The sequence below is a fragment of the Flavobacterium sp. H4147 genome (assembly GCF_029360735.1).
GTDB lineage: Bacteria > Bacteroidota > Bacteroidia > Flavobacteriales > Flavobacteriaceae > Flavobacterium > Flavobacterium endoglycinae.
Genome location: NZ_JARKNB010000005.1, coordinates 385,588 through 408,794, shown reverse-complemented (window position 1 = coordinate 408,794; position 23,207 = coordinate 385,588). Strand labels below are relative to the sequence as shown.

15 protein-coding genes are annotated in these 23,207 nt (G+C 33.3%); 6 read left to right on the top strand and 9 right to left on the bottom strand.

The window, feature by feature from the left end; all coding sequences use genetic code 11:
• Positions 1 to 82: 82 nt before the first annotated feature.
• From P2W75_RS22230 to P2W75_RS22200, 7 genes are all read right to left on the bottom strand, one after another.
• Entirely contained in the window at positions 83 to 742 is a 660-nt protein-coding gene (locus P2W75_RS22230; RefSeq protein WP_276382112.1) for a vancomycin high temperature exclusion protein, read from the bottom strand.
• A gap of 137 nt (positions 743 to 879) precedes the next feature.
• Positions 880 to 2,907 (bottom strand): M3 family metallopeptidase, encoded by a 2,028-nt coding sequence (locus P2W75_RS22225; protein ID WP_276382111.1) that lies wholly within the window; start codon positions 2,905 to 2,907, stop codon positions 880 to 882.
• Between the two features lie 123 nt (positions 2,908 to 3,030).
• Positions 3,031 to 3,516: a 5-(carboxyamino)imidazole ribonucleotide mutase gene (gene purE, locus P2W75_RS22220; protein WP_110305564.1), complete on the bottom strand. Its 486-nt coding sequence runs from the start codon at positions 3,514 to 3,516 to the stop codon at positions 3,031 to 3,033.
• Between the two features lie 345 nt (positions 3,517 to 3,861).
• Positions 3,862 to 5,019 (bottom strand): 5-(carboxyamino)imidazole ribonucleotide synthase, encoded by a 1,158-nt coding sequence (locus P2W75_RS22215; protein WP_276382110.1) that lies wholly within the window; start codon positions 5,017 to 5,019, stop codon positions 3,862 to 3,864.
• 133 nt (positions 5,020 to 5,152) lie between these two features.
• Positions 5,153 to 5,710 carry a hypothetical protein gene (locus P2W75_RS22210; protein WP_276382109.1) on the bottom strand — a complete coding sequence of 186 codons (558 nt, stop codon included), beginning with the start codon at positions 5,708 to 5,710 and terminating at the stop codon, positions 5,153 to 5,155.
• A 24-nt stretch (positions 5,711 to 5,734) separates the two neighbouring features.
• A complete protein-coding gene (locus P2W75_RS22205) occupies positions 5,735 to 7,825 on the bottom strand; it encodes a TonB-dependent receptor (RefSeq protein WP_276382108.1) in 2,091 nt (696 codons plus the stop codon).
• A 227-nt stretch (positions 7,826 to 8,052) separates the two neighbouring features.
• Positions 8,053 to 9,324, bottom strand: a complete 1,272-nt coding sequence (locus P2W75_RS22200; protein WP_276382107.1) for a sorbosone dehydrogenase family protein — start codon at positions 9,322 to 9,324, stop codon at positions 8,053 to 8,055.
• A gap of 186 nt (positions 9,325 to 9,510) precedes the next feature.
• Here P2W75_RS22200 and hpt point away from each other — a divergent pair, with 186 nt between their 5' ends.
• The 5 genes from hpt (at position 9,511) to P2W75_RS22175 (ending at position 15,640) form a co-directional block, all read left to right on the top strand.
• Positions 9,511 to 10,041, top strand: coding sequence for a hypoxanthine phosphoribosyltransferase (hpt, locus tag P2W75_RS22195; RefSeq protein WP_207294633.1), 531 nt, complete (start codon positions 9,511 to 9,513; stop codon positions 10,039 to 10,041).
• Between the two features lie 74 nt (positions 10,042 to 10,115).
• Complete coding sequence (locus P2W75_RS22190) at positions 10,116 to 10,688, top strand: adenylate kinase (protein WP_207294634.1); 573 nt, start codon at positions 10,116 to 10,118, stop codon at positions 10,686 to 10,688.
• 203 nt (positions 10,689 to 10,891) lie between these two features.
• On the top strand, positions 10,892 to 12,166 hold the full coding sequence (locus P2W75_RS22185) for a hemolysin family protein (protein ID WP_207294635.1): 1,275 nt from the start codon (positions 10,892 to 10,894) through the stop codon (positions 12,164 to 12,166).
• Between the two features lie 140 nt (positions 12,167 to 12,306).
• Entirely contained in the window at positions 12,307 to 13,308 is a 1,002-nt protein-coding gene (obgE, locus tag P2W75_RS22180) for a GTPase ObgE (RefSeq protein ID WP_207294636.1), read from the top strand.
• Positions 13,309 to 13,495: 187 nt separating this feature from the next.
• Positions 13,496 to 15,640 (top strand): S46 family peptidase, encoded by a 2,145-nt coding sequence (locus P2W75_RS22175; RefSeq protein ID WP_276382106.1) that lies wholly within the window; start codon positions 13,496 to 13,498, stop codon positions 15,638 to 15,640.
• 179 nt (positions 15,641 to 15,819) lie between these two features.
• Here the strand turns inward: P2W75_RS22175 and P2W75_RS22170 are convergent, their stop codons facing one another.
• Complete coding sequence (locus P2W75_RS22170) at positions 15,820 to 18,363, bottom strand: alpha-2-macroglobulin family protein (RefSeq protein WP_276382105.1); 2,544 nt, start codon at positions 18,361 to 18,363, stop codon at positions 15,820 to 15,822.
• Positions 18,364 to 18,414: 51 nt separating this feature from the next.
• Positions 18,415 to 22,383, bottom strand: a complete 3,969-nt coding sequence (locus P2W75_RS22165; protein WP_276382104.1) for an MG2 domain-containing protein — start codon at positions 22,381 to 22,383, stop codon at positions 18,415 to 18,417.
• 129 nt (positions 22,384 to 22,512) lie between these two features.
• On the opposite strand from P2W75_RS22165, the gene P2W75_RS22160 reads away from it, so the two are divergent.
• Positions 22,513 to 23,199, top strand: a complete 687-nt coding sequence (locus tag P2W75_RS22160; RefSeq protein ID WP_276382103.1) for a lipopolysaccharide assembly protein LapB — start codon at positions 22,513 to 22,515, stop codon at positions 23,197 to 23,199.
• Positions 23,200 to 23,207 lie beyond the last annotated feature (8 nt).

Here is a 23,207-nt window from a genome sequence, read left to right as displayed (position 1 = left end):
AAAGAGTAAAGAAGAAAGATTTTTTCTTTGTCATTAAATTATTAACTGAAAACCCTGTAATTTTTTTGCAGGGTTTTGTTTTTTATCGTTTATCATCTTTTGAATAATTCGATTCTCCATTAATATTAATTTCTCTGCCTAAAAACTTCGGCTCGCGATTTCTTAGAACATCAAAAAAGGATTTACATCTTGAAAGGCATTCTCTAAACTGGACATAATTATAACCTAAATATTCTCCTTTATTTGCAGAATATCCAGCTGATTTTATTCCCAATTTATTTCCTATGTAAATCGCGCGGTTTAAATGGTATTTCTGAGAAATCAAAGTAGCTCTTTTGATTTTAAAAATATGTTTTGCCCGATACATTGTCGAATAGGTATCGAAACCAGCATAATCAATAAAAATTTTTGTAGTGTCAACTCCGTGCGAGTAACAATAATTCTTCATTACCGTCAATTCATCATATTCTTCACGACCATTATCTCCAGAAAGCAGAATTTTATTGATGCGTTTTGTTTTCCAAAGCAGGATTCCGGCATCAAGTCGGTCTTTTAAATATTTGCTTGGCTGATTGTCATTAATTCCAGCGCCAAAAATAATTCCGACATCATTCTTTGGAAACTTTTTAGCGGAATAATAAATTTTAGTTTTAGTTGAAGAAACCACATAATAATTTACAGAAACAATCGTAACCAATCCGATAATGACAAGATAAAGTGCTATTTTAAAATATTTTTTCAAAATGTATTTTGTAAGATTAAGATTTAAAAATACTAATATAGTTAGACAAAATCAAATAAAAAAACCGAAGCAAAAAGCTTCGGTTTAATCTAAATTTATTGGGTAAAGAATCTTAATCTAAATTCAGAAATCTAAAATTATAAAAGTCCTGCTCTCTTCAACAAAGCTTCAGGTTTTGGTTCCTGGCCTCTAAAACGTTTGTATAAAGTCATAGGATGTTCTGTTCCTCCTTTTGAAAGAACATTGTCTTTGAATTTTTTAGCGATTTCTTCATTGAAAATTCCATTTTCATGGAAATATTCAAAAGCATCTGCATCTAGAACTTCTGCCCATTTGTAGCTGTAATATCCAGAAGAATACCCACCTTGGAAAATATGCGAAAAAGCAGTACTCATTGCGTTTTCTTTCACATCTGGATACAATTGCGTGTTGGCAAATTGTTCGGTTTCGAAAGTTTTCAAATCTGTAATATTGGTTGGGTCTTGTCCGTGCCAAGCCATATCTAACAATCCGAAACTTAACTGACGCAATGTTGCTAAACCTTCTTGGAAACTTGCACTTTCTTTAATTTTCTGAACATATTCAATCGGAATAATTTCTCCTGTTTCGTAATGGTTTGCGAATAAGGCCAAAGCTTCTGGTTCGTAACACCAATTCTCCATAATCTGGCTTGGTAATTCTACAAAGTCCCAATAAACAGAAGTTCCAGATAAACTTGGATAAACCGTATCTGCCAACATTCCGTGTAATCCATGACCAAATTCGTGGAATAAAGTCGTTACCTCGTTAAAAGTCAATAAGGAAGGTTTTGTTTCGGTTGGTTTTGTAAAGTTGCAAACGTTCGAAATGTGCGGTCTTTCGTTTACGCCATCTTTTACATATTGTGATTTGAATGAAGTCATCCAAGCGCCGTTTCTTTTTCCTTTTCTAGGGAAGAAATCAGCATAGAAAATCGAAACTAAATTATTATTAGCATCACGAACCTCATAAGTTGTTACTTCTTCATGGTATTTATCGATATCGAAAACTTCGGTAAAAGTCAAACCGTACAATTTTTTAGCGACTGTAAAAGCACCTTCCAAAACTTTTTCTAATTGGAAATAAGGTTTTAGTTTTTCATCATCTAAATTAAAAAGCTGTTGTTTTAATTTTTCAGAATAATAAGCGCCGTCCCATTTTTCTAATTGCTCAATTCCGTGCAACTCTTTTGCGAAAGCGGATAATTCTGCAAATTCTTTTTGAGCAGCAGGTTTTGCTTTTGCCAATAAATCATTCAAGAAAGAAAATACTTTTTCTGGACTTTCGGCCATTCTTTCTTCCAAAACAAAATGAGCGTGCGTTTTATAACCCAGTAAATTGGCTCTTTCATGACGCAATTTCGCAATCTTTAAAACATTTTCCTCGTTATTGAATTCATTTTTCTGAAAACCTTTTGCGCCAAAAGCAATGGCCATTTTTTTACGCAGTTCACGATTATCAGCATAAGTTAAAAACGGAACATAGCTTGGATGGTCTAAAGTAAAAATCCAGCCTTCTTTTTCTTGGTTTTTGGCTAATAATCTAGCCGCTTCGATTGTGCCTTCTGGCAAACCTGAAAGATCTTTCTCGTCGGTTAAATGCAATTCGAAGTTGTTGGTTTCTGCCAAAACATTTTCGCCAAACTGTAAACTCAATTTCGATAATTCTTTGTCGATTTCTCTTAACTGATTTTTCTTGTCTTCTGGCAAATTCGCTCCGTTTCTGGAAAAGCTTTTGTATTTTTTATCTAATAAAGTCGTTTGCTCTGGGTTGAGGTTCAAACTTTCTTTTTGATCGTAAACTGCTTTTACGCGTGCAAACAATTCCGCATTTAAGCGAATGTCATTTCCAAATTCAGAAAGCCAAGGCGAAACTTCCTGCGCAATTTTCTGCATTTCGTCATTCGTTTCAGCCGAATTTAAATTGAAGAAAATACTAGAAAGACGATCTAAAATGTCGCCCGAATAATCCATTGCGACAATTGTGTTTTCAAAAGTTGGCGCGTCTGGATTATTTACAATCGCATCAATTTCAGCTTTAGCCAAAGCAATCCCTTCCTGAAAAGCAGGAACGTAATCTTCGATTTTAATCTGCGAAAAAGGCGCGGTGTTATGTTTGGTATTGAAATATTGTGTTAATACGCTCATATTGTAGATTTTTGTCCTGCAAGGTTTTCAAAACCTTGTAGGTATTTTTGAAGTATTCTAATTTTTGATTGCAATAATCAAACCTACAAGGTTTTGAAAACCTTGCAGGAATTTATAGGAGAATTATTTTTTCAATCCTTCAGCCGCTTTATTAACCGCCGCTTTCAATTCTTCTTTATAAGCAATAATCGTGTCCAAAACTTTTTTGTCATGGCTTCCAATGATTTGAGCTGCTAAAATTCCGGCATTTTTTGCTCCGTTTAAAGCTACTGTTGCAACAGGAACGCCACCTGGCATTTGTAAAATAGATAAAACAGAATCCCAGCCATCAATTGAGTTGCTTGACTTTACTGGAACTCCAATTACAGGAAGCGGAGACATAGAAGCCACCATTCCTGGTAAATGTGCTGCACCGCCCGCGCCGGCAATAATTACCGAAATCCCGCGATTGTGTGCATTTTTACTGAAATCGAATAATTTTTCCGGCGTTCTATGTGCCGAAACGATATCTACTTCAACTTCAACATTGAATTGTTTTAATATGTCGATTGCATCTTGCATAACTGGCATATCTGAGATGCTTCCCATTATAATAGCTACTTTGCTCATGTTTTTATTTTTGTTTCAAGTTTCAGGTTTCAAGTTTTGCTGAGTCTGAAAATTGCCATTTGTTTTATGTTTTCCTGTTTGCAGGGTATTTTTTTAATCGGGATTTGATTAATTTACTTATAGAATAAATTATAAGTACAACAATTGTAATTATAATGAAATTTATAATCAAAAATTCTGGATAAAAATACTTTGTAATATAACATTCTTCATCAACTTTTCCAAATACGCGAAATGGAAAACCTATTGTAAAACCTCTCCCGTGTTTAGTTATAGGTATTAATTGTGCTGTGATATAAAGTAAGACTATTAATCCAAAGATTTTTAATACTTTTTTCATTTAAATTATGATGCACTAATAACTTTAATAGTATTCTTAACATCTTCTGCAATACGTCTAGCTTCCTGCATATCTTCATTTACGATCGTTACGTGACCCATTTTTCTAAAAGGACGCGTTTGTTTTTTTCCGTAAATATGTGGTGTAACGCCGTTCCATCCTAAAATGGTTTCGATGTTTTCATATACGACATTTCCAGAATAACCTTCGGCACCTACTAAATTTACCATAATTCCAGCTACTTTGCTGTCTGTATTTCCTAACGGAAGATCTAAAATAGCGCGTAAATGATTTTCAAATTGCGAGGTATAACTTGCCTCGATAGAATAATGACCAGAGTTGTGCGGACGCGGCGCTACTTCGTTTACCAAAATTTCGTCATCCTGAGTTTGGAACATTTCAACTGCTAAAAGTCCAACGTGATTGAATTTTTCAGAAACATTTAATGCAATTGCTCTTGCTTTTTCCGCGACTTTTTCGTCGATTCTTGCCGGGCAGATTACGTATTCCACTTGGTTAGCTTCTGGATGAAATTCCATTTCGACAACTGGATAGGTTTTTATTTCTCCTGATGGATTTCTTACCACAATTACTGCGAGTTCGTTTTTGAACGGAACCATAGTTTCGGCGATACATTCAACATTTGGTAAATCATCCATGTCAGAAATCTGACGAATTACTTTTACGCCATTTCCATCGTAACCAAATTCAGTGCATTTCCATACAAATGGAATTGTTATTTCATTATTTCCAACCGACTTTTGTAAATGTTCAGGGTTTTCAAATCGTAGATAAGAAGCCGTAGGGATATTACTTTCTGTATAAAAGTCTTTTTGAGTTCCTTTATTCTGAATTCCTTTTAAGGTTTTTGGAGATGGATATACTTTTAAGCCTTCGTTTTCTAATTGTGTTAAAGCTTCAAGGTTTACCAATTCGATTTCGAAAGTCAAAACATCGACTTGTTTACCAAAGTTGTAAACCGTATCGTAATCCATTAAATCGCCTTGAAAGAATTTATTGCAGGCAATTTTGCTAGGCGCTTCGTCGCTTGGGTCGAGAACGTAAGTTTGTATGTCAAATTTTCTGGTGTCGAACAGAAGCATTTTACCTAATTGTCCGCCGCCTAATATTCCTAATTTAAAATCAGAAGAAAAATAATTCATTTTGAGTTGTGTTTTTGCAAAGATACTTTTTAATCTTTTTTCAGCCAAAATTTAGTTTTTCCCGCCACGAATTCACGAATTTTCTTTTTTGCTTTGTGTAAAAAAAATTCGTGAATTCGTGGCTGTCAATAACCTATTTTATTTTCTTCAAAACTTCCTTTGCGACGGCTTTGTATGCCGCAGAATGATCTCCGAAATCTTTGTCAATAATCATTTTTAGTTCTGGATGAATCCAATCGTAATGATTCCCTAAAATATATAATGTTCTTATCGAGTAGGCTTTTGTAGCCACTTTCACATCATTAATCAACCAGTCAAAACTTGCTTCTATACATTCCTGAAGGTTTTCTTCTGATAAATGAATACTGTTTTCATCTTTTTTATAATGAGATTTGACTAAAAGCTGCATCACTTTTGCAATGGGACGAATGGAACTTTCATCTTTTAGAATTTTCAAATTAGAACAGAAAAAATCCAGATGCGGCTGGAGCCAAAGCAATTCTTCATACGATACAAATTCTAAAATCCAGCAGGCTTTGTGATTGTTCTTGTCTTCGGGCGAGAAACAAATGGAAATTAATTCAGTAAACAAATATGGATTTTCGAGAATAACCTGCGCGCACTTTAAACGGTTTTCCCGGTAGGCGCTTACATAATCCAGTTTTTCCTGTAATTCAGAAAGTACGGTCATTGAATTTAATTTGGTTTCAAGCATCTAAAATAAATAATTTAAAGATACAGTTCCATGATAATTTACAGGAAGTCCGGGATAATAATACCTTGGAGATGAGTTTCCTGTTGGCACTGCATTTGGCAGAATTAGTGAAGCATATTTTTCATTCGTTACATTATTTACACCAGCGGCGATATGACTTGTTAATCCTCGTAAAATCTCGAATCGATAACCTGTTTTTAAATTTAGAATATCGTATGAATCTGAATAAGCGGTATTGGCATCGTTTAACTGAATTTCGCCTACAAATTGATAATCGGCACTTAAGTAAATGCCAAAATTAGTGTTTACTATTATGCCGGCATTAATTTTTTGTGGTGCAACACCTGTGAGTTTGTTTCTAGAAAAATTATTGCCATTATCGATAAACTCTTTGAATTTGTAATTTCCTATAGATCCCGAGGCGTAAGAGTTCAATGTTAAAAAACGATTAATGGGCCAATTGTGATTTAAAGTAATTTCGATTCCTTCGTGAGATGTTTTTCCAGCATTTGTTCCCACATATTGATCATCACCGACTCTTTTGGCAACGAGTAAATCTTTAATTTCCATTCGGTATAAAGAAATTTCGGTGTAAAGCTTTTTATTAAGAAAGTAGAATTTTCCGCCAACTTCAAAATTATAACCGTTTTCGGGTTTTATGTCCGGATTAATTGTGCCTTCACTTGTTAGAGTTTCTTCTGTTGCTGGAAGTGAAAATCCTCGGCTCACAGAAAAATAAAGTGTTTGTAAAGAATTGGGTTTGTAAAGAAGTGAAATTTGAGGCGAGAAAATGCCATCATAACTATATTCCTCATTGATGTTTTGAGTATAATTAGTAAGATCAAATCTGGTTTTGTTATAATTTAAGCCGGCTTGAATTTCAAATTGTTCCGACAGTAAAGTTCTTAATTGAGAAAATATATTGTAAAAATGTCTTTTTTGATCGTTTTCTGTAAGCTGATTTCCCTGCAGACTTCCTAAACCATTATTTTGCTGATACAGATTTTGGAACGTATTTCCATTATAGGTATCTGTGAAATATTCTACACCAGCAATAAATTGATTTTTAATTTTTCCGATTTTAAAATCCCCCGAAAACTGAGTTCTGGCACCTGTTGCAAATGTATATTGACGGAGAATATCAAACGGACGAGGTTCGTTGCTGTCTTTATAATTAATGAAAACTGAAGTGGAATTGTTCAAGTTGTCATTAATTTTAAAATCATAAGCCAATCCGCCTAAAACTGATTTGTATTCTTTATATCCTTTTGAAGCCACCCAAGTTGGCGCTCCAGCTTTTGGATTTGTATTAAAAACTTCTTTACTAATTGAACTAGGAATATAGGCTTTCAAATAGGTATAGTTAGAAAAGTAGGTAAGTTTACTGTTTTCTTTTCTAAATAATTCTCCGGCAAGTGTAACGCCTTCGCGATTGTAAGCGCTGTTTTCCCGCCAGCCGTCGGTTTTTAAGTTATGATAACTAATGTTTAAACTTCCTGTTTTTTCATCTATACTATAATTCAAACTGTTCTTCAATAATCCGTAAGAACCAAAAACGGTGCTTATGCCGGCAGATTGTCCGTTGTTTTTAGAAAGCTGAGGTGAAATTAAAATTGCGCCGCCCAATCCAGCGCCGTAAACGCTCGAAAGCGGACCTTTAATGATTTCGATTTGGTTGAGGTTTTCAAGGTCAATATCATCAATTACAGTTTCGCTGTTTCCAGAAGTCAGCGGTATACTGCCGTAAAAAGCTCTGATTTTATTGGTTCCATAAGTCGTTCTTGCGCCAATACCGCGAATCGAAATTCGGCTTGTAGTAAAATTCGAAGACTGCATGAATACACCCGGAATCGTATTGATAACTGTTGTAATATCGGTTGTGTTATTTTGAAGTAAATCTTTTTTGGAAAGAATACCAATTGCAGCAGGTGTATTTAACAAATTGGTACCAATATGAAGCGGACTTATAACAACTTCTTTGAGTTTTTCAGTTTTTGTGGAATCAGTAGTTTTGTTTTGTTTCTTTTGTGCCGAAATATTTTGGAGAACCAATAGTGCGGAAAGAAAAAAACAATATTTTTTTAGAAGCATAAAATGAGATTAAAGGCTTATAATTTTAACACATAGAAACATAGTTTTGATTGAGGCAAAAAAGGCGTTTGACTTATTTAAATTCACATATTGATTATGTGTAAAAACAGTTTATGTAACAACTTCTTTTTAAGCAAAAATCTATGTCTCTATGTGTTTAAAATTTTCTTTTTAGTTCATTCCAATCAGCATTTAGATTGGAATTTGAGTTTTATAAATGGAAATTTTTATTTAGCCGAAACTTTCCAAATGGTATTTCCGCTGTCATCGTTTACTAAAAGCGATCCGTCATTCATAACGGTTACGGCAACCGGACGTCCGTAAACTTCAGCTTTATTTTCATCAGAGATAAAACCAGTTAAAAAGTCTTCTGGTTTTCCTGAAGGTTTGCCATCTTTAAAAGGAACGAATAATACTTTATAACCCGAAATTTTAGAACGATTCCAAGAACCATGTTGTCCTACAAAAACACCGTTTTTATATTTGGCAGGAAAAGCATCTTTGGTATAAAAAGCCAATCCTAAAGAAGCGGTGTGAGAACCCACAGGCACATCTGGAACAATTGTTTTTTCAACTAAATCTTTTCTTTGGCCTTTCATTCTTGGATCAGGAATATTTCCAAAATAAGCATATGGCCATCCGTAAAAACCATCTCTTTTTACACTCGTAATATAGTCGGGAACTAGATCGTCGCCTAATTCATCGCGTTCATTTACGGCAGTCCACAATTCTTTATTTACAGGATTCCAATCCATCCCAACAGGATTTCTAAGTCCTGAAGCATAGGTTTTTTCTCCAGTTCCATCAGGATTAATTTCAAGAATGGCCGCGCGGCGCACTTCTTTGTCAATTCCATGTTCGGCATTATTACTTCCAGAACCTACAGAAACATAAATTTTGCTTCCGTCAGGACTTGCTAATAAATTTCGTGTCCAGTGGTTGTTGTAACCTCCGGCAGGAAGTTCTAATATTTTTTCGCCTTTTGTTTCTAATTTCAGCGGATTGTTTTTATAAGGATAACGGTATAATCCGTCTGTATTGGCGATATAGAAAAAGTCTTTTAAAACCAGCATGCCAAAAGGCTTGTTGAGGTCTTTAATAAAAACTTCGCGCGTTTCAAATTTTCCGTCTTTGTCTTTATCACGTAAAACGGTAATTTGATTTTTGCTGGCGCGCGTACCGCTTTCTACTACAAAAATATCTTGATTAGGCGCAATATAAGTCCAACGCGGATTTTCGAAACCATCGGCAAATTTTGTAACTGTAAAACCTTGTGGTGCTATAGGCGTTTTGCCCTTTGGCCAGCCAATAACTTTGCTGTTGTTTGTTTTAGATTCTGTAGCGTATGGAGGAGGGAGTGTAATATCTCCAATAGCAGTTTTTACAACATTGCCAGGTTGTTTGGCAAGCGCTTCTTTTTCTTCTTTTTTTACCTGTCCATTACAGGCAGTCATCAGGGCTAATAGTGGTATTGAAAATAAGGTTAAGGATTTTCTCATCAGTGTCTTGGAGTTAAATATTTATATCACAACAATTTACTGAATTTTAAAATAGTGTCTGGAATTGTTTTGTAAATATTAACTGATATTTAACATTCGTAAAAAATATGTTAGGACAGTCTATTTTGATATAAACTGTTAAGTTCTAATTCTGTATCTTTGTCCATTATTTTAAAATTAAAAATAATGATACAACTTCACGATAAACAATTTGTTCCGTTTATTTCGGCTAAAGAAATTGATTTTGCTTTAACCAAATTAGTGGCACAGGTAGAAGATGATTTTGGAGATGATACGCCAATTTTTATTGGGGTTTTGAACGGAGCTTTTATGGTAGTTTCGGATTTTTTAAAAAAGTATAAAAAACCTTGCGAGGTTTCATTCATAAAAATGGCTTCTTACGAAGGAACTGAAAGTACCAATTCGGTTAAAGAATTAATTGGAATCAATCAGGATTTGTCAGGAAGAAGCGTTGTTATCATTGAAGATATCGTCGATACTGGAAATACTATCGAAGAATTGAAGCATTTGTTTAAAGCGCAAAATGTAAAACATTTTAAAGTGGCAACATTGTTCTTTAAACCAGAAGCTTATAAAAAAGATATGAAGATTGATTATGTGGGAATTAGAATCCCAAATAAATTTATTGTGGGTTACGGGCTTGACTACGATGGTTTAGGACGAAACTTAACAGAAGTTTACAAATTAGCAGAATAAGTAAAAACAAAACACAACTATATATTCATTTAAAACTTCTTGAAAAATAAGAAGTAACAACACTCAAATTCATTATGATTAATATCGTTTTATTTGGAAAGCCTGGTGCAGGAAAAGGAACTCAGGCAGAATTTTTAAAAGAAAAATACAATTTAACACACCTTTCTACTGGAGATATTTTTCGTTTCAATTTAAAAAATGATACTGAACTAGGAAAACAAGCAAGAGTTTATATGGACAATGGAGAATTGGTTCCTTGCGAAGTTACAACTGCAATGTTAATTGACGAAGTTAAAAAACACCCAGATACAGCAGGATTCTTGTTCGACGGTTACCCAAGAACAATTAATCAAGCAGAGGCTTTAGATAAATTTTTACCAACAATTGGCTCTAGCGTAACTGCTACAATTGCTTTAGAAGCTGATGACGAGATTTTGGTAGCGCGTTTGCTGGAAAGAGGAAAAACAAGCGGAAGAGCTGATGATCAGGATGAAGAAAAAATTCGTGTGAGATATCAGGAATACAACGAAAAAACAGCTCCATTAATTGGATATTATAAAGAACAAGGTAAGTTTCACGCTGTAAACGGTATTGGAACTATCGAAGAAATTACAAAACGATTAACGTCAGTTATAGATAATTTGTAGAAGCTTTCCGAGATTTTTTCGGGACAGCTGACGTTTTTAAAGTCTGGAATGCTAAAGTCTATTTTTCTATTCTGAATTTTTGGAATAAAAAAATAGTTTTTTAGCTCCGGGCTTTTTCGCTCTCCTGACCATGGTGAGAATGATGCAAAAAAGAAGAATACCATACTAAAAAAGAACCAAACTAATAACGAATCTACTAAACATTGGAAATACTAATAATATTTTTTCTAATACTATTAAATGGAGTTTTCTCTATGTCCGAAATTGCCCTTATTTCGGCCAGGAAAAATAGACTGGAAACTGCCGCTAAAAAAGGAAATAAAAGTGCCAAAACAGCACTTGATCTGGCAAACTCGCCAAATAAATTTTTATCGACTGTACAAATTGGAATTACCTTAATTGGAATTTTAACGGGTATTTATTCTGGTGATAAAATTACAGCCGATGTAGAACTTTTTGTGGCAGGTTTTGCTGCTTTAAAACCTTATGCACACTCTATTGCAGTTGGAATAGTGGTTGTGGTTCTTACTTTTTTCTCTTTGGTTTTAGGAGAATTACTGCCAAAACGTATCGGATTAAATTATCCTGAATCGATTGCCAAAATGGTGGCAATGCCAATGAGAATAATTTCGATTATTACAGCACCATTCATTTGGTTGTTAACTTCTTCAACAGAATTTTTACTGAATATTCTGCAGATAAAACCAACCGCTGACGGAAAGGTTACTGAGGAAGAAATTAAAGCGATTATTAAGGAAGGAACTGAAGTAGGAGAGGTACAGGAAATTGAACAAGATATTGTAGAGCGTGTTTTTCATATTGGAGATAGAAAAGTAAGTTCGTTAATGACACACCGTAAATCGGTTGACATGCTTCCGTTAAAAGAAGATAAAGCAAAAATCAAAGAATTAGTTGTTCAGGATCTGCACGCCGTTTATCCGGTTTACAATGAAAATTACGATGATATTGTGGGGGTTGTAACTCTTAAAAATATCTTTGCCAACATAGAAAACGAACAATTTGATTTGTCGGCTATAGTTTCAGATGCGCCTTACTTAATGGAGCAGACAACAGCTTATAAAGCGTTGGAAAATTTCAAAAAAACAGGCGTTCACTATGCGTTAGTTTCTGATGAATATGGTGTTTTTCAAGGAATGATTACTTTGAATGATATTTTGGAAGCTTTAGTAGGTGATGCTTCTGAGTTTTATAAAGATGAATTTCAGCTTGTTGAAAGAGAAGACGGTTCATGGTTGGTTGACGGGCATTATTCATTACACGATTTCTTAACCTATTTTGAACTTGACGAGCTAACAAATGATTACGAAGTAAACACGGTAAGCGGTATGATTATGACTGAGCTTTCGCATATTCCAAAAGAAGGCGAAAAATTAGTTTGGCAGAAATTCGTTCTAGAAGTAGTCGATATGGATGGAGTTAAAATTGACAAAGTGCTTGTGAAAGCGCTTAAAGAGTAAAGTGAAGTTTTCAGTACGGTTTTCAGTCACATTTGATACTGAAAACTGCGACTGTGACTGAAAAATGAATAAAAATAGAATTTAGAAATAGAAGATAGAGAAATCTAAAATCTAAAGTCTAAAGTCTGAAATTTAGAAAAATGACAGAAGGAAATTTTGTAGATTACGTTAAGATATATGTTTCTTCCGGAAAAGGAGGAAAAGGATCTACGCATTTACATAGAGAGAAATTTATTGAAAAAGGTGGCCCTGACGGAGGTGATGGTGGTCGCGGTGGACATGTGTATTTAGTGGGAAATAAAGGGCTTTGGACATTATTTCATTTAAAATTTGCACGCCACATTAAAGCAGGATATGGAGGTGATGGAGGTTCTGACAGAAGTACCGGAGCTGATGGAGAAGATAAATTTATTGAAGTGCCGCTGGGAACTGTTGTAAAAGACAAAGAAACTGGAGAAACACTTTTTGAAGTTACAGAACATGGCGAGAAAAAGATTCTAGCAAAAGGAGGAAAGGGAGGATTAGGAAACTGGCATTTTAGAAGTTCAACTAATCAAACACCTCGTTATGCACAGCCAGGTTTGCCAGGAGTTGAAATGGATGTTATTCTGGAACTTAAAGTTCTAGCTGATGTTGGATTGGTTGGTTTTCCTAATGCGGGAAAATCTACTTTATTGTCTGTGCTGACTTCGGCAAAACCAAAAATTGCAGATTATCCATTTACCACTTTAAAACCCAATTTAGGAATTGTAGCCTATAGAGATTTTCAATCTTTTGTCATTGCCGATATTCCGGGAATTATTGAAGGTGCTGCAGAAGGAAAAGGTTTAGGGCATTATTTTCTTCGTCATATCGAACGAAACTCTACTTTATTGTTTTTAATTCCTGTTGATACAGCAGATATTAAAGCAGAATATGATATTTTGGTAAATGAATTGACCAAATACAATCCAGAAATGCTAGACAAAGAACGTCTTGTTGTGATTTCAAAATGTGATATGCTTGATGACGAATTGAAGGCGGAGCTGAAAGCAGAATTAGATGTTTCTTTTAAAGATGTTCCTTATATGTTTATTTCTTCTGTTGCCCAGCAAGGTTTAACCGATTTAAAAGACAGGCTTTGGAAAATGCTTAATGAATAAGGATAATATTCAGTTAAAGATAATACAGTAAAAAAGGTGTTCATAAAATTGAGCACCTTTTTTGTTTTTAGAAATGTTAAATTCGTAATAAAAGGCTAAAAATTTATTGTGATAAGCAATTTTAGAATCGTTTTGGATTAGATAATTATGAAAATGAATTATATTCGCATTACTTAAACAAAATAACATGAAAAAAATATTTTTATTCTTTACCATGTGCCTTATGGCTTTTCCTGTAAGAGCTGATGAAGGAATGTGGTTTTTGATGTTTATCGAAAGACTGAACCATAGAGATATGGAAAAAATGGGCTTGCAATTAACAGCCGAAGAAATCTACAGTATTAACCACCACAGTTTAAAAGATGCGATTGTACAGTTTAACGGAGGTTGTACAGCAGAAATCGTTTCAAATAGTGGTTTGGTTCTTACGAATCACCACTGTGGTTACAGCGCGATTGCAGAACTTTCTACTGCAGAACAAAATCATTTGAAAAATGGTTTCTGGGCAAAAAATCGTTCGGAAGAACTGAAGCCAAAATCTTTATACGTTCGTTTCTTTGTACGTATGGATGATGTTTCTAAAAGAATCTTGTCTAAAGTAAATGATACTATGACAGAAACCGAAAGAAATAAAATCATTCAGCAGGAAATCGCTTTAATTGAAAAAGAAAACAGCGAAAACGGAAAATACACCGTTTCTGTTCGTCCTTTCTTTCAAGGAAATGAATATTATTATTTCGTTTATCAAGATTACACAGACGTTCGTTTAGTGGGAACTCCTCCTGAAAGCGTTGGTAAATTTGGTGGAGATACTGATAACTGGGAATGGCCTCGCCAAACAGGAGATTTCTCTATGTTTAGAGTATATGCAGATAAAGATGGAAATCCTGCTGCATATTCTAAAGACAATGTGCCGTTACAACCAAAACATTATTTACCAGTAAGTTTAAAAGGGGTAAAAGAAAATGATTTTGCTATGATATTAGGATATCCGGGAAGAACAAATCGTTGGATGCCTGCTGGAGGAATTGAGCAAAACATTAAATATGCTTATCCTGCGTGGGTTGAAGGTGCAAAAACTTCAATGGATGTCATGAAAAAGTATATGGACAAAGATGCAACTGTTCGTTTACAGTATGCTTCTAAATATGCTTCAACAGCAAACTACTGGAAAAATCGTCAAGGTATGATCGATGCTTTAACAAAAGCAGGAACGGTAGACACAAAAACGGAACAAGAAGATAAATTCTATGAGTGGGCAACTAAACCTGCAAATAAAGAAAAATACGAAAATGTAATTCCAACGATTAATGATTATTACAGAGAGACGAATCTAAAAGCGCGTCACGATAATTATTTAATGCAGGTTTTACGTACTTCAAGTTATGCAACAGGTCCTGCAAATTTAGGAAATGCATTGATCGCTTACTTTAACGAAAACGAAGCTAAGAGAGCAGAAATGCTTCCGAAAATCAATACTATGATTGATAATATCTACGGAGATTTCTATGAGCCGTTAGAAAAAGAGGTGTTAATCGCCCAGCTAAATTTATATGCAGCAAAAGCGGCAGAATATGGTTTAGCTCCGCAAATTGCCAAAATGAAAACAACAAACAATGGTGATTTTACTGCTGATGTGAATACAGCGACACAACAAAGTTATTTTACTTCAAAAGAGAAAATAAAGGCATTTATGGCTGATCCAAAACCATTGGCAATTGCACATGATCCATTGTATATCATTTCTAATGATCTTTTAACCAAATATCGTTCAAAAACAGATGATCAAGCTAAAGCTGATGATGGATTTGCAACGGCTTACCGCGAATTAGTTGAAGGTTTAAGAGAATCAAAATTAAACGCCATTAAATATCCAGATGCTAACTCTACATTGAGATTAACATACGGAAAAGTTCGTGCTTTACCTGCAGATCCTCGTAATGATGCTAAAATCAACAACTATACTACAATGGAAAGTATGGTTAAAAAATACAAAGCAGGAGATCAGGAATTTGACTTGCCAGCTCGTTTATTAGAGTTGAACAAGAAAAAAGATTTCGGACAATATGCTGACAAAGCTGGTTACATGCCGGTAAACTTTTTAACAGATAATGATATTACTGGAGGAAATTCTGGTTCACCAGTTCTTAACGGAAAAGGAGAATTAATCGGAATCGCTTTTGATGGAAATATCGAAGCAATGGCAGGTGACGTTATCTTTGATTCAAATTTACAAAGAACGATCAACGTAGATATTCGTTATGTGCTTTGGATTATCGACAAATACGCCGGTGCTAAAAACATTATCGATGAATTGACGATTGTAAAGTAATCCAATCTTCATTTTAAAATACAACCCGACAGGTTTCTAAAGCTTGTCGGGTTTTTTATTGTCTTGATTTAAAGAAAGTATGTCCGGCTGAGCGAGGTCGAAGCTTACGCAAAGAGCTTAGACTTCGCTTAGCCTGACAAAAAAATATTAGATTATTATCAGAATTTCTTTTTTGAAATTTAAAAATTGGAATTTACTTTTATTTTGATTCCTTTGGTATGGCTCGTAAATTCCGGCGCATACATACTTTGAATTGTCGTAATTCCGTTAGAGAATTCTCCGCTGTTATTTACTCTAATGTCATATTCTAAAACATAAGTTCCTTTGTTTATTTGATCAAAGAAGAAATGGGTTGCGGCATCTTTTGTGCTCATATAATATCCTAAACCATCTTTGTAGCGATATTCAGAAAGTACATCTACAGGCTCAAAACAAGAAGCTCTCATATCTTTTAAATGAATGTATTCAGTATCTTCTTTTGCATTAATAATTAATCGGACGGTTACTAAATCACCAGTTTTTAAAGAATTTTTAGATGAAATTTTGACCAACTCATCTCCTTTTAAAGTGTTTTTCTTTAGATACAATTCTTTCAACACTGATAAAACAGTTCCACTATTATTTTTAATCTTATCCAAACCTTCGAAATACTGCCAATACACACCACCAAAACCAACAACTTTTGATTTATTTTGTATTTTAATCGAAGCCATTTCTTTTTTCACTTCATCAGCTTTCCAGTTTAATTTGATGTAACCCGTCTCGGATTCTTTTTCATTTTCGACTAATTTTTTAGTGATGATTTTTTCATCTCCCAATTTTATCACGGTATTGTCTTTTACCGAAAGCCAATCGGTTCCTTGCATTAATAAAGCATATATAGCTTCGGTTGTTGATTTGGTTGTCGGCCAGTTTTTGGTTTGTTTGTTTTTTAATAACCAGACTTTCATCGCATCAACCGATTTGGTATCGTTATTAATTTCGGAGAAAGCTTCAATTAATAGAGCCTGAGTTTCAATAGGAGCCTGATACCAATACCAACCTGCTTTGTTGGCAATCCAGTACATTCCCCAATCTTCATTATTCGAAGCGGTTTCTTTTAAACTCTCGATGATTTTTTTAGCGCTTTCTTTTTCACCAAAACGATTTAAAGTTAAAGCCGCTAGTCCTTTTTCGTAAATAGAATAATTCAGCCAATCTTTTTTGGCAGTTTCTAAATATAATTTGGCTGCTTTTTTTAAAGTGTCAGACAATGGATATTTTTCTAAATAAAAACTTCTGGTATATAAATAATGTAGATCAGAATACGGGTTGATCCAAATTAATTTATTGCTTGACTTTAAGTTTTCGGTTCTGGATTTATGATATTCTAAAAATTTATTGTCTAGAAATGGAACTCCAGTTTTAGTAATTTTGTCGATATCAGCAGTATCTTTCGAGCTTAATTTTTCTAAATGTCCTAAACCAGCTAGAATATGTCTGGTAATGTATTCGCTTTCATTACCGCCATCAAACCATCCAAATGCTCCAGATGATTTTTGTTTTTGCTTTAATTTTTGAAAGGTAGCTTCCTGAGAAGTTTTCATTTTTTCTAAATCAAATAGTAGAGCAAGATTCTTTTTCTTTTCATCTTCACTTTGGGCATCATTCAGCCATGGTGTTTCGGCAAGAATAAGAGATTTCAATTCTTCGTTTTCTTCTAATTTGGAATTCAGTTTTCCGTTTTTTTTCCAATTTTCAAAAACAGCTGCAATCTTCGGATTACTTGTAATAATTTCAGATGCTAATGCATTAGCATAATAACGTGCAAAAGTCTGTTCGGCACATTCATGCTCGTATTCCATCAAGTAAGGCAAAGATTGAAGGGCAAGCCAAGTCGGGTTAGAAGTATATTCTAACGTAAATTGATGGTTTTTTAAAGTTGAAGTATTGTTTTTTAAATTTTCAAAAGTGTATTCTTTTGTCGAATTCTCGCGAACCCAAATAGGAATACTTTCTGTCACCAACATAGTATTCGTTAACACTGGAAGTATACTTTCTTCACCATCAGAAAAATTACCAGATTTTGCCACAATCTTATATTGAATACCTTGCAGACCATCGGGAATAGTAATTGTCCAGTTTGCAGTAGTATTTCCGTATGCAGGAATTGTAAAGTTTTTAATGTTTTTTGCGTTAAGCATTTTTGCATCTATTGGCTGCATTGTTACGGCATCAAAAAACTGTAAACTGGCAATTCCGGTTTTAGTATCGGCAGTTATATTCGAAATTTTAGCACTGATTACGATTGTATCTTTTTCTCTAAAGAAACGCGGGAAATTAGGTAGAACCATTAATTCCTTTTGCGTAATGACACTTTTTTCTAAATATCCAGAAACGGCATCTTTATTATGTGCGAGTAAGCGGAATTTCCAAGCGGTTAGAGCTTCAGGTGATGTAAAATTGAAACTTACTTTTCCTTTAGAATCTGTTTTTAAATCTGGCAAAAAGAAAGCAGTTTCAGAAAGATTTTTTCTGGCTTTAACCTGAGTTAAGACTTCTAAGGCCTTTTTGGTAGTAATAATTATTACTCCATTAGCAGCTTTATTTCCATATTGAGCTTTTGCACGATCTCCAGTTAAAAAGTCTATGGCTACCAGATCACTTGGATTAATTTTTGAAAAATCATTTTCTGATGAAACTTCTCCATCGATTATATACAACGTTGATGAATCGACAACCATTGATGTTAAACCGCTGACGATTTTTTTGCCGGGAATAAATTTTACATTATTTTAATTAAAATAATATTCTGGACTACTTGCAACGTTTGAAATCTGAACTCCGGAAACCATTCCTGATAATGCAGAAGCTGTATTATAAACCTCATTATCTTCTTCAACTACTTCTGAACGTATTATTTGTGTCATTGATCCGGTTACTGATTTCTTTTTTTGAGTTCCATAACCAACAACAACAACCTCATTTAAACTCGACTCTTCAGGATCTAAAATGATATCTATAACTTTGTTTTTTGCTACAGTAGCAGATTTACTTGTATAACCTATGTATGCGAAAACAAGTTCTTCATTTTCGCCGGCTTCAATTTCGTAATAACCATCAAAATCAGTAATAATCGTTCTTTGCGTACCTTTTACGGTTATACTTACTCCTGGAAGCGGCATCATATTTCCATCTTTGACAATACCGGAAATCATTTTTACATTTAGTGGTTTCTTCGCTTTTTGAGTTAATTGTCTTTGATATTCTCTTCTTAGATAAAACAAATTGCTGTTTGTATTATTGAAATCAAATCCAAACCACATTAATGTTGTGTTTTCGTTTTTAAGATTAATTCTTAAAAGAGGAGCATTTAAATTTTGGATTATAGAATATGTTTTTTCACTGCCCAAAAGAGATTTGTAATTATTGCCAATAATAGTCCCGTCATTAAGCGATAAAGTTTCCCAGTCTTTGGTAGTAAATTGATCTAAAGAGCTGTCATACATAGATGCTAAAACCTCGGCCTCAGTTCTTGATGTCTCCGCGCTTAACTTAAATGACCAGCTTTCACTGCTTCCAGGTTGTATTTTATTTCTAAAGGTTTCCACATCGAGTTTTAATTGTGGCTGAGGTGTTCTTAAAATAATATAGGTATTACTGTTAAATTTTTCATTTTCAAATACACTTGTAAAATTAACTGTCAAGCCATTTTTGAATTCTTTTTTTACAGGGATTTTAATTATGCTCTCATGATTTTGAATATGGTAAGTATCTTCTAAGAAAGTTTTATCTCCATAATTTGCTGTTGCTGAAACATATAAATCAGGAATGACCGAAGTCAATTTTATTAAAGCAAAACCGTCCTTTGCGGCGTCTAAATTTACTTGTTTAACAGAATATAAAGCACTGGTGTCAAACTTGTCTTTACTTTGTTTAATTGTAAAATCTGAAGTTTTTTCGATTAAATTCCCGAAACTGTCTTTTGCCGAAAACACAATTTTGTAATAACCAGATTTATAATTTGAAATAAAATCGAGTGCAAGTTCTTTGTCTTTTTTAGTATTGACATTTTTAGAATAAACTAATCTTTCGGTTTTAGCAATTTCAATTTTTGACTGATTTTCGTATGGAAATAACTTTTCGAATTCTGAAAGAGGAATAGTTTCTATATCAGGCTGTGGAAAAATTCTTGTTTTGAATTTTGTTGAAAGTGGATTTACAAAATATATTTTTACTTCACCAGTAGTTTCTTTAAATTCTTCGTTAAGGTTGGTACTCGTGAGTTTAATGGCATTTTTGCGGTTTGTAAAAATCTGATTCGGAACTATAGCATCTAATTGTAAATCATGATAGCCAACTTTTATAGTGGTTTCGGCATCATGTGTTTCTCCGTTTATATCTGTAACAGAAACTTTTACTAGATAAGAAAAAATAGGAAGCTGTTCTTTTACTGAATTTTTAGCAGGAATTGCAGTAAAATTAATTGCAAATTTTCCAGAAGCATCCGTTTTGATTTTTCCTGTTTCTACTACTTCGTTTTGTTCCTGAGCATAATAATTTCTGTAATAATTGATCGATCGTATTACAGTATACGTTACTGGAGCATCAGAAATACTGCTTCCAGCAAATGCTTTTGCTGTTCCATTTACTTTGACCGATTGATTAAGCTGAAAACTTTCTTTTTTAGGTTCAAATGTCACTTCAAATTTTGGACGTTTGTATTCTTCAACATTAAAATATAATTTAGAATCTTCAAAGTCAACACTATCCCAGAAAGGATGTTCATCATTTTCTTTGTCATATATTTTATCTTCTTCATAATCTATAGGTTCTTCAGCTTCTATAGAAAATTCTCCTGTTGCTCCTGATTTAGGTAATATAAAATCACCTGAAAATGATCCGAATTCGTTTGTGGTTACGTTAAACTTTTTGAATTCGTTACTATTAGCATCTTCAATAATAATAGAAAACGTCGTGTAAGGAACCACTGATTTTTTCTCGTTTTTTTTCTGGAATGCAATGGCTTTGTAATATACGGGTTGTCCCGGGCGATAAATCGCTCGATCCAGATAGAATTCTACTTTTCCTTTAAAATCATCTTTTTTTGTTTGGTCATATTGTGAATTGTACGAGATATAGTTTTTTTGAATTGAAAGCGTATCGTTTACCGTATATAATTTTATTGACTCATTATTGTTGTATAGATTGTTTTCTTTTTTAAAAAACGCCAACCCCTTTTTATCGGTTGTAATAGTGAACGATGGAGATTTAATAGTGACATTTTCTAAAGGTTTTCCAGTTTTTCGATCTAAAACCTGATAATTTTCTGAGTTAAAATCCTGTGAAGCCATTACAATAAAATTAGAAACCGTTATGGTTTCAAATGCAGTTGCTTTTTTATCTTTTGAATCTGAATCACTTTCAAAGTAAACCAGATAGGATCCCGTTTGCAATTGAGGAAGAAGAACCTCTGTGGTATATTCAAAATAACCTCCTTTATTAGAAAGAGTATATGGCTTTGAAATTGTGGGTTTTATATTTTTAACAATACTATCTCTAATTCTTTCTCTTGTCATATAAGATTTTGACAGTTCAATAAGACGTACTTGATCAATTTTAAAAAAAGAAATTTTTAAGTTTTCTACATTTTTATACTGTATATAAGCTCTTGTATTTTCGTTGTTATAGATGTATTTCTGAAGCTGTACATTTAAAGTTTTATATTGAATGTTATCTTTTTTCTCAATAGCAAGTTTGTGTGCATTTGATCTATTATTAACTTGAAGAATACTATCTAAAGTCGCAAGAGCTTTTATATTATAATCTGGATGAGTTTGTTTAGAAGCATTTTGTGATAAATAATTTGCTTTTTCTAACTGAATGTTCTGAATGAGAAATTTGTTGTTGGTTGTTTTCTGTAGTAAAGTTATGGCTTGAATATAATCTTCATTTGTATCAATAATATATTTTTTACAAAATTGAATTCTTTCCCAAATATTTTCAGGTGTAGAATTATTGATTTCCTGTTTTTGATAAAGCTTTAAAGTCAGTTTAAGATTTTCGTTTGAAACAGAATCCATATCCAGTTTTACAAAACGATCGGAATTGGCTAAAAGCTCTTTCTTGATGTCTAAGAAATTACTTTTTTGAATTTCCCATGAATTAATTCTTTGAGATTGTAAAGCAATATTTTCTGAGATTACGTAACTCAATAAATTCATTTTTTTGAATTTGTCTGCTTCGGAATAATCAAAAATGGCTTCGTATTTAGTTAGAGGAGTAGTTTTTAAAAGAGCTTCGTTTTCCTGTGATTTTTGTAAAATGAGATCGATTTGAGAAGTTAACTCCTTAACTGTCCATGTCAAGAAATTATCATTAGTTTCATCAGTATTCGTTCGTTTTGTGATTTTGTATTTGTTTTGATTGTAATATTCGGTTAAACATTTTGCATAAACCAAATTCAAAATGGCTTTTGAAGGTGTTGAAACACGATCAATATCATCTTTTAAATTACTTAGAATTTTGACTTGTGCATTTTCTTCAAGAATCTGTAGATATTTTGCTTGATAAAAGAAACATTTTATTATTTGAATTTCATCTTTTTCCTTTATTGCTTTTTTGTAAATAGAAGAAACGATTTCATTTGCAGATTTAATTTTACCTTCGTTTTCGTTAGCAATTATTTTATCCCATTTTTTTTCATTTTGCTGGGCGAATAAAGTCGCTGAAACCAATAAAAAGGCCAATAATAAATTTTTCATAAGTTAGTTTTAATAAATAGAGCATTTTTATTTGAAAAAGGTTGGGAAACGGGTCAAATAAATTTCGTACAAATTAGTAATTAATCATTAAAAGCAAAGAGAAGATTTATATTTCGTTATTTTTGAGACATGAAAAATCTTGTACTGTTTCTTTTTATTTTGCCGGTTTTTGGATGGACGCAATCTAATTTTGAGAGGGCAGAGAAATTATTTCATTCTAAAAAGTATAGTGAAGCACAGCCAATTTTTGAAGGGATTTTAAAAAACAATCCTTCCGATATAAAAACATTAGAGTGTTTGGGTGAAATAGCGGGACATCAAAAATCATGGGTAAAAGGAGCTGCATATTTTAAAAAACTAAAAGAACTTAGACCCAATAATGCAGATTATTTTTTTAAATATGGCGGATGTCTGGCCATGCGAGCGACAGAAATAAACCGAATAAAAGCGTTTACAATGGTGGGAGATATGAAAGAAGCTTTTGAAAAAACCATCGAATTAAATCCAAAACATGTGCAGGCAAGATGGGCTTTAATTGAAATATATTTGCAGCTGCCAGGAATTTTAGGTGGAAGCGAATCAAAAGCAATTGCTTATTCTAATGAACTGGCACAGTTTTCTCCTGTAGACGGCTATTTATCAAGAGGAAGAATTGAAGATTATTTTAAGAGATACAATCTGGCTGAGAAAAATTATAAGAAAGCACATGAAATTGGCAATTCAAAAGTGACATTTCAAAAATTATATAATCTATATTTGAATAAATTAAAAGACCCAAAAAAGGCTAAAGATTTAAAAGAAAAATTCGAAGAATAAAATACAAT